Source organism: Promicromonospora thailandica (assembly GCF_024171955.1).
In the GTDB taxonomy this organism is placed as follows: domain Bacteria; phylum Actinomycetota; class Actinomycetes; order Actinomycetales; family Cellulomonadaceae; genus Promicromonospora; species Promicromonospora thailandica.
Genome location: NZ_JAMTCS010000011.1, coordinates 43,612 through 56,244 on the forward strand (window position 1 = coordinate 43,612; position 12,633 = coordinate 56,244).

At 72.4% G+C, this 12,633-nt stretch carries 9 protein-coding genes; 3 read left to right on the forward strand and 6 right to left on the reverse strand.

All coding sequences use genetic code 11. From position 1 onward, the window contains the following. Positions 1-12: 12 nt before the first annotated feature. Genes APR03_RS25315 through APR03_RS17515 form a run of 3 tightly spaced genes read right to left on the reverse strand, consistent with a single transcriptional unit; the run spans position 13 to position 3,446 of the window. Positions 13-1,770, reverse strand: a complete 1,758-nt coding sequence (locus tag APR03_RS25315) for a glycosyltransferase family 61 protein (protein WP_253837645.1) — start codon at positions 1,768-1,770, stop codon at positions 13-15. After that, the gene (locus APR03_RS17510; RefSeq protein WP_253837646.1) at positions 1,771-1,959 is read right to left on the reverse strand and encodes a Trm112 family protein; all 189 of its coding nucleotides are present in this window, start codon (positions 1,957-1,959) and stop codon (positions 1,771-1,773) included. Beyond that, positions 1,956-3,446: a phosphomannomutase/phosphoglucomutase gene (locus APR03_RS17515; RefSeq protein WP_253837647.1), complete on the reverse strand. Its 1,491-nt coding sequence runs from the start codon at positions 3,444-3,446 to the stop codon at positions 1,956-1,958. Before APR03_RS17515 ends, APR03_RS17510 begins: the two co-directional genes overlap by 4 nt. A gap of 126 nt (positions 3,447-3,572) precedes the next feature. On the opposite strand from APR03_RS17515, the gene APR03_RS17520 reads away from it, so the two are divergent. Further along, positions 3,573-5,540, forward strand: coding sequence for an N-acetylmuramoyl-L-alanine amidase (locus tag APR03_RS17520; protein ID WP_253837648.1), 1,968 nt, complete (start codon positions 3,573-3,575; stop codon positions 5,538-5,540). A 48-nt stretch (positions 5,541-5,588) separates the two neighbouring features. Here APR03_RS17520 and APR03_RS17525 read toward each other — a convergent pair whose 3' ends face one another. The 3 genes from APR03_RS17525 to APR03_RS17535 all read right to left on the reverse strand — a co-directional run bounded on the left by APR03_RS17525 (position 5,589) and on the right by APR03_RS17535 (position 10,256). Next, entirely contained in the window at positions 5,589-6,947 is a 1,359-nt protein-coding gene (locus APR03_RS17525; protein ID WP_253837649.1) for a polysialyltransferase family glycosyltransferase, read from the reverse strand. Beyond that, the gene (locus tag APR03_RS17530; RefSeq protein ID WP_253837650.1) at positions 6,944-7,966 is read right to left on the reverse strand and encodes a glycosyltransferase family 2 protein; all 1,023 of its coding nucleotides are present in this window, start codon (positions 7,964-7,966) and stop codon (positions 6,944-6,946) included. Before APR03_RS17530 ends, APR03_RS17525 begins: the two co-directional genes overlap by 4 nt. A gap of 154 nt (positions 7,967-8,120) precedes the next feature. Continuing rightward, positions 8,121-10,256 (reverse strand): acyltransferase family protein, encoded by a 2,136-nt coding sequence (locus tag APR03_RS17535; RefSeq protein WP_253837651.1) that lies wholly within the window; start codon positions 10,254-10,256, stop codon positions 8,121-8,123. A gap of 172 nt (positions 10,257-10,428) precedes the next feature. Here APR03_RS17535 and APR03_RS17540 point away from each other — a divergent pair, with 172 nt between their 5' ends. Further along, positions 10,429-11,670 (forward strand): acylneuraminate cytidylyltransferase, encoded by a 1,242-nt coding sequence (locus APR03_RS17540; protein ID WP_253837653.1) that lies wholly within the window; start codon positions 10,429-10,431, stop codon positions 11,668-11,670. Positions 11,671-11,727: 57 nt separating this feature from the next. Next, a complete protein-coding gene (locus APR03_RS17545) occupies positions 11,728-12,621 on the forward strand; it encodes an N-acetylneuraminate synthase family protein (RefSeq protein ID WP_253837655.1) in 894 nt (297 codons plus the stop codon). The last annotated feature ends 12 nt before the right edge of the window (positions 12,622-12,633 follow it).

The following is a 12,633-nucleotide window of genomic DNA, read 5'->3' on the forward strand; positions in this document are numbered from 1 at the left end:
GCGAGACTACCTTCAGGCCACCTGGGCGCGGCTCAGGAACTCGTCGAGCCGGGCGCCGTCGCGCTCCAGGTCCACCGCGAAGTCGGAGTGGAAGGCCTTCTTCGTCATCCCGCTCGGAGGTACCGGCACGTCGGGTTCGCACCACAGGTAGTGGATCTCCGAGCCGAAGTGCCGGGCCAGGTGGTACTCGTTGATGGCAGGGTAGGACCGTGAGGAGATCACCATCCGCGTGGCAGGCTCCCGCGACCACACCGCGTTGATCATCCCGGAGCCCGCGTAGCCCGCCACCACGTCCGCCTGCGCGAAGATCTTCGCCTGCACGGCGAGCGGCAGCAGCTCGGGCCGGACGATCTCGAACCCGGCGTCGGCGAAGCGCCGTTCGACCTCGGCGGCGTTCCGGCACAGCCGCCGGCCCTGGTCCGACCGGGCCACGAACACGCGGGCGGGGACGGGGAGGTCGCCGGTGGAGCGGACGAGGACGTCCCGGATCCGGGACCAGACGGACGCCGCCTCCGGCGCCAGGAACATCGGCTGCTGGAAGGCCTGGGTGGCGGTCACGAGCCGCTCGACGCGCGTCGGTCCGGTGAGCACCGTCACGCGGTCCGCGCCGATACCGTAGGCGGCGAGCAGCTCGAGCACGAAGCCCGGCACGGTGTCTCCACCGTCTGTCCCGCCCACGAGCAGGCGGAGGTCCGGGAACATCGCCGCCGCCGCGTCCCACGCCCAGAGCCGTGCCAGGTCGTGGGTGAGGAAGTGCCCGTAGTGGCCCGCGACCTCGTTGTCGAGGTGGAAGTAGGTCCCTTCGAGAAGGCGCGGTTCGCTCGGCAGACCGGGAGCCGTGCCGTACTCGCTCGCCGTGACGTTCCCGACCAGCTGTCCGAGCGGCCGCCGCCAGGGCTGCACGTACGAGTCGGGCAGCATCAGCCCGGCCACGGTGGCCACCTGTCGGGGCGCGCACACGACGTCGTCGTAGGCGCGGCACACGAGCTCGGGGACGTCCTCCGTCGCCGGGAAGCGGGCCGCCGAGTGCTCCGGGGCGTTCGAGACCAGCCGGACCGGGGTGGTGATCGTCCGTGCCGGACGGCGGTCGATGTCCGTCGTCCGTACTCCCCGGCGGGCGAGCGCGGACCGGGTGGCCCCGGGGTCCAGCATCAGCATGTGCTCGCCCGACTTCGTGACGAGGCGGAAGTCGTCGCCTCGCAGGACGTCGGCGATGGACGACATCATCTGTACCTCGAAGCGCGTGAGGCGTTCGGTGCGCCGGCGCGGGGCGTCCCACCCCCGCGCGTCCCACAGCCGGTCCAGCCACTCGTCCAGACCTGCGGCGGCCGGCGTGGTCTCGACGGGCCGTCGGTAGGGGTCTATGACGGGCCGGGGCGGGGTGGGATCCGTCGTCGGGTCTTCGCGGGACACACCGAGCACGAGATAGTGCCCGCCGTCGCGGATCCCCAGGAACAGTCGCCGGAACGCCCAGTACTTCTGTGCCTCCGGGTCGGTGCGGGCGTCGATCACCAGGTCGGCCTGAGGCTGTCCCGCGGCCGAGGCGAACAGATCGTCGTGGTCGCCGGCTTCGAGCACGAGGACCCGGGCGTCCGGGAACAGCCCTTCCACCTCGGTGCGATCACGTGCGGGTGCTGGGTCGGTGATCAGGAGCACGGTGCGCGGAGCCCGCCCGGTCAGCCGCCGTGCGGCGACGTGGAGCCGTGCGATCCGCTGCGCCTCGGACCGGGCCGTGCTCCGTCGGCGCGTCAGGCCCAGGAACGATCTCACTCAGAGCGCCCGCGCGTCCGACTCCAGCAGCACCGGGATACCGTCCCGGACAGGGTAGGCCAGCGGCTGCTCGGGGTCGGTGGAGTGCAGCTCCGGCTCGCCCGACGGTCCGGTCCCGTCCACGAGGGTCGCCCCCGTCACGGGGCAGCGCAGGATCTCGCGCACCCAGGGCTCCAGCTCGATGCTCATGCGGTCTCTCCCGTCTCGTCCGGGCCCTCGCCCGGGGCCGGCTCGTCGGTCTCGGCGCGCACCAGCGACAGCACGTCGTCGCGGACCTTCTCCATGATGTCGTGGTCGGCGGCCTCGACGTTGAGCCGCAGCAGGGGCTCGGTGTTGGACGCACGCAGGTTGAACCACCACTGCGGGTGCCCGTCCCAGTTCGAGACCGTCACACCGTCGAGCGTGTCGACGTCGATGCCCGGGTAGGCGGCGCGGTACGCGTCCAGCACGCGGCGGGTCGCCTCGGCGGCGTCCGCGACGCGCGAGTTGATCTCGCCCGACGACACGTACGGTTCGTACATCTCGCCGAGCTCCGACAGTGGGTGCTGCTGCGCGCCCAGGGCCGCCAGCACGTGCAGCGCGGCCAGCATGCCGGTGTCCGCGAAGAAGAAGTCCCGGAAGTAGTAGTGCGCGCTGTGCTCGCCGCCGAACACGGCCTCGTTCCCGGCCATCTCCGCCTTGATGAACGAGTGCCCCACGCGGGTGCGGACCACCCGCGCCCCTGCGGCCGACAGCAGGTCGGGCACGGCGCGCGAGGTGATCAGGTTGTGGATGACGGCGGGCGTGCGCCCGGCGGCCTTCTCCTTCTCGACCTCGCGGAGGCCCACCAGGGCCGTGACGGCCGACGGCGAGACCGGCACGCCCTTCTCGTCGACGACGAAGCAGCGGTCGGCGTCGCCGTCGAACGCCAGCCCGATGTCGGCGCGGTTCGCCACGACCGCCGTCTGCAGGTCGAGCAGGTTGGCGGGCTCCAGCGGGTTGGCCTCGTGGTTCGGGAAGGTGCCGTCCAGCTCGAAGTACAGGGGCACGATCTCCAGCGGCAGCTCGGGCAGGCCCGCCGCGGTGCCGAGCACTGCCGGCGCGGTCAGGCCCGCCATGCCGTTCCCGGCGTCGACCACGACCTTGAGGGGCCGGATGCCCGACAGGTCCACCAGGCCGCGCAGGAAGGTGGCGTACTCGCCCAGCATCTCGCGGTCGGTCACCTGCCCGGGGCCGTCCGGCGCCACGGTGTCGCCGTCGCCTGCGTCCAGCAGGGTCTGGGCGACGTCCCGGAGCTCGGCGAGGCCCGTGGCCTCGCCCACCGGCCGCGCGCCCGCGCGGCAGAGCTTGATCCCGTTGTACGCGGCGGGGTTGTGGCTCGCGGTGAACATGGCACCGGGCAGCCCCAGCACGCCGGAGGCGTGGTAGAGCCCGTCGGTCGAGCACAGCCCGATCCGGACCACGTCGACGCCCTCGGCGGTCAGGCCGGCGGCAAAGGCGTCCACGAGCTCGGGGCCGGAGTCCCGCATGTCCCGCCCGACGACGACGGCCGGGCGGGTCTCGCCCGACGCCTCGGGGAGCACGACGGTCCGGGCGAACGCTGCCCCGATGGCGCGGGCCACCGTGGGGGAGAGCTCCTCGGGAACCAGCCCGCGGACGTCGTACGCCTTGATGATCCTGTTGAGGTCGAGAGCCACGTCGACAGCGTACGCGAGCCCGACGACCCGCCGGCGCGGGGGTGACGCGGCGGGACTTTCACGATGAGAAGTTCGCGATGAGAAGCCAGGGCGCGACCGGGACCGGCCGGGGCTACGTTCGAGTGCATGAGCGGCGACGGACGGACGTTCGGACGGCATGTGACCTCGACGACGCTGACCCTGGGGCTCACCCTCGGGGGCCTGGTGGTGCCGGTGGTGCCGCTCCCGGTCCTGGCGGCGAGCCCGGTCTCGCCGGAGCTCGGGAGCGTGCGGATGACCACGGTCGACCGGGCGGCGACGGACGATCCGAGCGCGGACGACCCGCCCCTGGGCCACGCACACCCGGAGGACGGCGAGAGCCCCGAGACCCGTCTCGGCACGGGCGCCGACGCCCGGCCCGAATCGAAGGCAGAGCACCGGGCCGAGGGACAGGAGGCGGGGCACGGACGCCTCGCCGCCCTCACGCCCCGCACGGACACGCGCGACTTCCTCGTCGCGGGCGTCACCTGGGACGGCACGTCCCGCGAGACGGTCACCGCCGTGGCCCTCCGGGTCCGGGAGTCCGGCCGCTGGGGTGCCTGGCAGGAGGTCGGCATCGAGGAGTCGGAGGTGCCCGACGCCCGCGCCGGCACCGAGCCGTTCGTGACGTCCGGCGCCGACGCTGTCCAGGCCCGCGCGGAGACGGCCAGCGGACGGCCGCCGTCGGGCATGCGGGTGGACGTGATCGACCCCGGCACCTCGCCCGCGGACCGGAACGTCGATGCGGCCGCCGGGCCGGCGGCGTCGGCCGACGCGGCGACCGGTTGGGAGCCCAAACCGCCCGTGGTGTCCCGCGCCCGGTGGGGCGCGGACGAGTCGCTCGGCTCGCCGTGGCCCGAGACGTCGGGCACGCTCAAGGCGATCTACGTGCACCACACGGCCGGCACGAACTCGTACACGTCGGGCCAGTCTGCGGCGATCGTGCGCGGCATCCTCGCGTACCACACACGCTCGCGGGGCTGGCCGGACATCGGCTATCAGTTCCTCGTGGACCGGTACGGGCGGATCTTCGAGGGACGCCGCGAGGCACAGCTGCACAACCCGATCGGTGCGCAGGCAGGCGGCTACAACACGGGCACCATCGGCGTGTCCGCAATGGGCAGCTTTCAGACGGCGACGCCGCCCGCGGCGCTGATCCGCAGCCTGGAGCGGGTGCTGGCCTGGAAGTCCTTCGAGTACGGCGTGCACCCCACCCACACCACGCGGCTCCGCACGGGGAACGTGAGCAGCACGGCGAAGGCCCCGCCCGGCACGGTGGTGACCGTGCCGACGATCCTCGGCCACCGGGACACCAACAACACGGCCTGCCCCGGGGCGCGGCTCCACGCCCGGCTGCCCGCACTGCGCACGAACGTCCGGGAGCGTGTCCTGGCGGAGTACCGGCGGCACGGGGCGGTCCGGCTCCCGGCGCGGCCGAAGGCCCACGCGGTGAGCAGCCTGCGCTCGCCCGTCCAGTGGCGCCCCGAGACGGCGTTCGCCTGGGACCCCGTGCGCGGTGCGGTGCGCTACGAGGTGCTCCGCCGCAGCGGGCACTTCACGTCGGTGCGGCCCTACGACCCTTACTGGTACGAGTTCGCCTCCACCCGCGGCACCGTGACCACGGTGTACACGCCGCCGGGACAGAACACCGTCTACGGCGTGCGCGCCGTGCTGGCCAACGGGCGGCGCAGCCCCGTGCGCGTCATCACCACGACGACCCGGGACGTGCTGCACGGCGACTGGGACGTCTTCGGGTGGCAGCGGGTCACCCGCTCCGGCTACTACAACGGGCACGCCTACCGGACCACGACCAGCGGCCAGGACATCAAGGTCTACGGCGCCCGGGGCATCACGCAGGTGCGGGTCATGGCGCCGACGGGGCGCGGGTGGGGCCGCGTGGCCGTCTCCGTGGGCGGCACCCGGTACGGCGTGATCGACCTGGCCTCGTCCTCGCCCACCACGCAGCGGGTGTTCACGGTGGGTCTCGGCGGCGCGAGGTCGGGGCGCGTCGTGCTCCGGGCGCTCGACAGCGGCAAGGAGGTGCGCGTCAGCGGGATCGGCGTCGTCCGCCCCTGATGCCCCGACCGTGCGACGTGGGCCCGGCCCGCAGGCCGGGCCCACGCATCAGCCGCGGATCCTGCTGACGACCTTCTTGCGCAGGTTGGACCGGCGCGTCCGTTCGTCCACCCAGCTCATGGCCGGGTGGGCGAGCGCGGTACGTGCCGTGTCGAGGGTCGCCTTGACCACGGGGTTCTGCCTGGGCGCGCCCGGCAGGTCGAGCATCGAGAGCCGCTGCCCGGCGACGTAGCGCGTCCGGTCCTTCGTCGAGGCCTGGGCGAGCCAGCCCACCGCGGTACCGCGCCGGTCCGAGAGGGACTTGGGCTGCATGCAGTACGACACCGTGTCCACCAGCTGCTGGAGCTGCTCGGCCGTGTCGAACGTCGAGTCCGTGCGGTGCAAAGCATCGACGATCGTCACGGGGATGCGGTTGCTGTTCTCGAACGGCTTGAGCCGCTTGAGCAGGTTCGACGTCTCGACCGCGATCGAGCGCACGCCGAAGATCGACCTGGCCGTGACGAGCGCCGTCGAGAAGCAGCCCACGATCGCCGTGACGTCGGACGAGGCCAGCATGACCTCGACCGGCAACGGGTCGGTGACGACCTCGAGCGTGACGCCGGCGTCCTGGGCGGCCTTCTCCACCGGGGCGAGGAACCCGGGCGGAGCGGACGGGTGCGGCTTGAAACGGACCACTCGCGCCCCGGCCTCGGCCGCCGCGCGGATCATGCCGGCGTGCATGGCCGCCTCTTCCTGCATGGTCACCAGGCCGAGCGCCGCGAGGTACTGCCCGACGACGATCGCCGCCGGCGGCTGGGCCTCGTCCGACGCCGCTGCCGGCTTCGCCGCGATCTCCTCGATCACCCCGCGGAACGACTCGCTCGGGATGACCGTCGGTGTCACACCGTACTCGCTCAGCAGGACGGGCCGCAGACCCGGCACGAGGTCCAGGTGCAGCAGGCCCTCGAGCCGCTGGATGATGTCGAGCGGCAGGTCGTTGCGCGTGGGGCCGTAGCTCATGAGGCCGTCGGCGTAGACCGTGATGCTGCCGTCGTGGAAGATCCGGGCCAGGGTCTGCGTCGGGTTGACCCAGACCGACTCCGCGACGATGTCGACGGGGCCGTCACCGAGGCCCCAGTAGGAGCGCAGCAGCCGCTCCAGCAGCGGGCGCTCGCGCGGGCCGGGCTTCCAGTCGGCCGGGTGGATCGGCGCGATGAGATCGGTCAGGTGCACCACGCGGTCGAACCGGGCGAGCACCGGGGCGGACCCCTCGATCTCGTCCGCGGCGGGCGTGAGCTCGGGCGCGAACGCGTTGTTCACCACGAGCAGCACGCGCTCGCCGTCGGGCTCACCGAGGAGTCCCGCGTCGGCGGCCGCGGCCGCGGTGGCGGCGCCGAACAGCGTCGAGGCGACGACGAGCTGGGTCATGCCTGCACCTCCTGCTGTGCCTTGAGGGTCTTGTCCCGGGGAAGGTCGGCGGGCAGCAGCCCGTGCAGCAGCCGCTCCCGCTTGCGTGACATCTGGCTGGCCTCCTGGGCGAGCACGTCCTGGCGGAGGCTCGCGAACAGGTCGCGCGACCCGCGCTTGAGGTCCCGGCGCACGTCGTGCGTCATGTTGCCCCGCCGGCTCATGTGGTGCGCGATCAGCGCGAGGGCGGTGCGGGTCAGCTTGGGGAGGAACAGCTCCGCGTCGCGGTCCGCCTCGACGATGTCGAACGTCTGCCGCAGGGCGGGCAGGATGTCGAGCTGGCGCCGGTCGAACGTCGCGGTGAGCGACGTGGTCACGGTGCGGCGGTAGCAGAGCGTCGGCGCGTCGATGGTCGCGTAGGCACGCCCGCGGAGGAACAGGTCCCAGATCCAGGGCCGGTCCTCGGCCGTGTGCAGGCCCTCGGGGAACGTGAGCAGGCCGTCCTCGCTGATGGACCGGTCGAAGATGCCGGCCCAGCTGTACGGGTAGTCGACCATGGTCGAGTAGTTGACCGGCAGGATCGAGTCGCGGGGGTCCAGGACGACGCCGCGCCGCGCCTGGGGCGCCCAGGTGACGTCCCGGCGGCGCGCGCGGACCGCGGTGTGGTCGGTCCGGATGAAGTCGACCTTGAGCGCGTCCATCGCGTCGACCAGGTGCGTCAGGCGGCGCGGGGCCATCCAGTCGTCGGCGTCGGCGAACACGACGTACGGGGCCGACGTCGCGGCGATGCCCTGGTTGCGGGCGCTGGCCGCGCCCACCGGGGTCTTGTTCTCGACGACCTCGAGGTTCGGCAGGCGGTCCGAGAAGGTCCGCGCGATCGCCGCCGTGTCGTCGGTGGACCCGTCGCTGATGACGACGATCTCCATCTCGCGCGGGTCGTCGACCTGCTTCGTCAGGCTGGTCATCAGGTCGCCGATGTACTCGCCTGCGTCCTTGCCGGGCACGATGACGGACACGCGTGGCCGCGTGGTGATGCTCATATACCGGTTCCCTCGGTCTGGGTGAATCGGGCTGAGACGCGCGCGGAGTACGATCCGGCAAGCGCCGTCCGGCAGTCATTCAAGCACACGGATCGGCCCCGATCCTGGCCAAACGGCATCCGTGCGGTCACCGCCACATGCCGTCGCAGGATCTTCACCCGGCCGCGGTCCCGGTTCCCCCGGAACCGGCCACGGGCGCGAGCGCCCGGACGAAGTCTGGCGCGAGGGTGGGCCCGTAGACGTCGGAGATGTGGTTGAGGTCGGCGTACACGCCGACGCCGCCGATGACGGCCGGGCAGGTCGTCTCGTCGCAGAACCGGTCCGTGAGGTCCACGACCGTCACGTCGGCCTGGGCGGCCGCCGCGGCAGCCTCGGTCAGCCCGCGGCCCGCGAACGCCTCGGACCGGGGGACCGCGCAGACGCCGGGGTCGGAGTAGTGCTCGCCCACGCAGGCGAAGACGTCCTCGCGCGGCAGCGGCGCGTCCTTCATCGCGAAGACCCGGGCGCCGGTGCCGGCCAGGGCGTCGTACCCCGCGGCCAGGCCGGCGGTCCCGGGCCGGCCGTCGCCGTCGGCCTGGAACTCGGAACCCTCGTAGTACGCGGAGACGACGGCGTCCGGACCCAGCGCCTGGATCTTCTCCAGCGTGCGCTCGTTGGCGGCGACGCACTCGCCTGCGCCGGGGATGGTGCGCGGCGTGAACGAGAACGGGCACGAGTTGCGCAGGAACGTGACCACGCGCCAGCCCTCCGTCTCGGCCGCCTCGATGATCGGCTGGGCGTACATGCGCGCGTGCGAGTCGCCGACGACGGCGATCACGGTGGTGCCGTCGCGGTGGCCGTACTCGCACATCGCGGTCTCGCCCTCGGGCCGGTCCTGGTCGCACCGCTTGCCGTCGACGAGCCACAGGGGCTTGCCCGGGGCGCCCGGGTTGGGCAGGATCGCCGGCTCGTCGGTGACGAACGGCGCGTAGCTGCCGTCGCGGGTCGCGCCCGCGCCGAACCGCTCGTCCCCGGCGGCGCGGGCCTGCTCGACCGCGGCGGCGCCCTGCTCCCAGGTGCGCTCCTGCGTGGCCGGCTTGATCCAGAAGACCGAGGCGGTCCCCGCCACCAGCAGCATGGCGACAAGCGCCGCCACCAGTGCGCGCGCGTCGCTCTTCCGGGCCCAGGCGGCCTTGCGGAACGGCTGCTCGACCCCGTTGTAGGAGGCCCAGGACAGGGCGAACATCACGGCGAGAAGCGCGATCACCTCGAACTTGTTCGCGTTCCGCCCGGCCCACGCGACGAAGTACACGGCGACGGGGAAGTGCCAGAGGTAGAGGGAGTAGGACACGTTGCCCACCCACTGGACAGGGCGGAGGTCCACGAGCCAGGTGAGCGAGCCGACGCCGCTCGTGCGGCCGGCCGCGATCACGGCGGCCGTGCCGAGCACGGGCAGGAGGGCGTTGGCCCCGGGGAACGGCGACGCCGCCGTGAGCGTGAAGGCGCTCCACCCGACGGCGGCCAGGCCGGCCAGCGCCAGCAGCGAGCGGGCCAGGCGCAGCGAGTCGGTGTACCGCAGCAGCACGGCCAGCACGCCGCCCACGCCCAGCTCCCACAGCCGCGTGGTGGTGACGAAGTATGCGGACGGGTCGCCCTGCCCGACCAGGACCACGCTCCACACGAAGGACGGCACGATCACCAGCGCGAACGCCACGGTGAGGCACGCGGCCAGGGGCGCGGCGCCGCGCCGTCGGGCCACGCGGGCCGCGACGAGGGCGGCGAGCGTGACCACGAGGGGCCACAGCAGGTAGAACTGCTCCTCCACGGCCAGGGACCAGAAGTGCTGGAACGGCGTCGCGGCGTTGTCGGAGGCCGAGTAGTCGACGGAGTCGGCCGCGAGGATCCAGTTCTGCACGTAGAAGATGGAGCCCAGGGCCTGGCGGCCCAGCGCGCGCAGCTCGGTCAGCGGCAGCACGAACGGGGCGGTGACCACGACCGCCAGGATGGCCAGCAGGCTCGCGGGCAGGATGCGGCGGGCCCGGTTGGCCCAGAAGTGCCCGAGCCGCAGGCGCCCGGTGGCCCGCACCTCCTTGACCATGTGCCCGGTGATGAGGAAGCCCGAGATCACGAAGAAGACGTCGACGCCGACGTAGCCGCCCGGCACGAGGTCGGGCCGCAGGTGGTTCGCGACGACCAGCAGCACGGCGAGGGCGCGGAGCGCCTGCACCTCGGGGAGGAACGTGCGGGCCCGGCCCGTGGGCGCGGGTGCGGGCGCGTGCCCGGGGCGGGTCTCGGTCGCGGTGGTGTTCACAGACATCCTGATCGTGCGGGGGTGAGTGGCCGGCGGTCTGCCACGGCGGCAGGGAACGCCGCGCGCGTGGGCCGGGGGTGAAGGCTAGTGCACTACCCTGAGGGCAGCAGGGCCCGCGACCACGGCGGTCCCGGAAACCCGCTCTCCCGAGACTACGAGGAATCCGCAGCACATGTCAGTCAATGCCGGCCCGTCGGCGATCGTCATCATCCCAGCCCGCGGTGGTTCGCAGGGGGTGCCGCTGAAGAACCTCGCCCGGGTCGACGGCATCACGCTGGTCGGGCGCGCGGTCCAGGCGGCGCTCGCCGCGCCCTCGGTGGCGCAGGTCATCGTCTCGACCGACCACGACGAGATCGCGGCGGAGGCCCGGTCGCACGGGGCGCGCGTCGTCGCACGTCCGGCGGAGATCGCGGGCGGCACGGCGTCGTCCGAGTCCGCGCTCCTGCACGTGCTCGACCGTGTCGAGGCGGGCGACGGCGGTCTGCCCCCGCAGGAGATCCCGGCGGTCACCGTGCTCGTGCAGTGCACGTCTCCGTTCATCGACCCCGAGGACCTCGACACCGCGATCCGCCGGGTCGCCGGCGGCGAGAAGGACGTGGTGGTGGCCGTCTCGGAGACCCACGACTTCCAGTGGCGCATCGACGACGGCGTCGCGAGCCCTGTGGGACACACCACGGACTACCGGCCGCGCCGCCAGGAGCGGGCGCCGCACTACCGGGAGACCGGTGCCTTCTACGTGATGCGGACGGACGGGTTCCGTGCCGGGAGCACGCGCTTCTTCGGCGACGTCGGCATCCAGCCCGTGGCCCCGGAGTGGGCCATCGAGATCGACGAGCCGCGCGACCTGTGGCTGGCCCGCCAGCTCGTCGACCAGGTCACGGACGCGGTACCCGCCCCGCTGGACGTGGACGCGCTCGTGACCGACTTCGACGGCGTGCACACCGACGACCACGCCTACGTGGACCAGGACGGCACCGAGCAGGTGCGGGTGAGCCGCGGCGACGGCATGGGCGTGTCCCGGCTGCGCCGCACGGGCCTGCCCATCCTCATCCTGTCGACCGAGACCAACAAGGTGGTCGCGTCGCGTGCTGACAAGCTGAAGGTGCAGGTCATGCACGGTATCGACGACAAGGCGACCGCGCTGCGGGCCTGGATCACCGAGCAGGGCCTCGACCCGGCGCGCGTCGCCTACGTCGGCAACGACGTGAACGACCTGGCCGCCATGGCCGTGGTCGGCTGGCCCGTCGCGGTCGCCGACGCGCGCCCGGAGGTCAGGGCCCAGGCCCGCCTCGTGCTGTCCCGCGAGGGCGGGAACGGCGCGGTTCGGGAGATCTGTGACCGTATACTCGCTGCGCGTCCGGGTGAAGTCACCTCCGACAGCACGGCCGCCCAGACCCCCGTCGTCACCGGTTAGGTCCGGCGACACGTAACAGCACTACCCTGTGCTCGACCCCTTCGGAAGGACCCTGTTATGAGCGCGACGAACGCGCAGCCCGCGCCGGTCACGATCGGCGACCTGCAGGTCGGCGCCGACCAGCCCGTGTACGTGATCGGTGAGATCGGCATCAACCACAACGGTGACGTCGAGATCGCCAAGAAGCTGATCGACGTCGCGGTCGAGGCCGGATGCCAGGCCGTGAAGTTCCAGAAGCGCACGCCGGAGATCAGCACGCCGAAGGACCAGCGCGACAAGATCCGTCAGACGCCCTGGGGCGAGATGACGTACCTCGAGTACAAGTACAAGGTCGAGTTCGAAGAGCCCGAGTACACGGAGATCGACGCGTACGCCAAGGAGAAGGGCATCCAGTGGTTCGCCTCTCCGTGGGACGCCCCCTCGGTCGAGTTCCTCGAGAAGATGAACGTGCCGACCCACAAGGTCGCCTCCGCCTCGGTGACCGACCACGAGATGCTGCGCGCGCTGGCGGAGACCGGTAAGCCGATCATCCTGTCGACCGGTATGTCGACGCTGGAGCAGATCGACGCCGCCGTGGAGATCCTGGACTCGAGCAAGCTCGTGATCCTGCACGCCACGTCGACCTACCCGCTTCCCCCCGAGGAGGCGAACCTGCGCACCATCACGACGCTGCAGGAGCGCTACGGCGTGCCCGTCGGCTACTCGGGCCACGAGACCGGCCTCCAGATCTCCCTCGCGGCCGTGGCGCTGGGCGCTGTCGCCGTCGAGCGGCACATCACGCTCGACCGTGCCATGTGGGGCTCGGACCACGCCTCCTCGCTCGAGCCCAAGGGCCTCGAGAACCTGGTGCGCGACATCCGCATCCTCGAGAAGGCGCTCGGTGACGGCCAGAAGCGCGTCATGCCCGGTGAGTTCTCGCCGATGTCGCGCCTGCGTCGCGTCGACGCCTGACCGGTAGCACGA

Excerpts from the sequence above, each read along its gene's own strand:
- APR03_RS17540 (WP_253837653.1), top strand. The coding sequence starts at position 10,429 with ATGTCAGTCAATGCCGGCCCGTCGGCGATCGTCATCATCCCAGCCCGC.
- APR03_RS17530 (WP_253837650.1), bottom strand. The coding sequence starts at position 7,966 with ATGAGCATCACCACGCGGCCACGCGTGTCCGTCATCGTGCCCGGCAAG.
- APR03_RS17525 (WP_253837649.1), bottom strand. The coding sequence starts at position 6,947 with ATGACCCAGCTCGTCGTCGCCTCGACGCTGTTCGGCGCCGCCACCGCG.
- APR03_RS17510 (WP_253837646.1), bottom strand. The coding sequence starts at position 1,959 with ATGAGCATCGAGCTGGAGCCCTGGGTGCGCGAGATCCTGCGCTGCCCC.
- APR03_RS17545 (WP_253837655.1), top strand. The coding sequence starts at position 11,728 with ATGAGCGCGACGAACGCGCAGCCCGCGCCGGTCACGATCGGCGACCTG.
- APR03_RS17520 (WP_253837648.1), top strand. The coding sequence starts at position 3,573 with ATGAGCGGCGACGGACGGACGTTCGGACGGCATGTGACCTCGACGACG.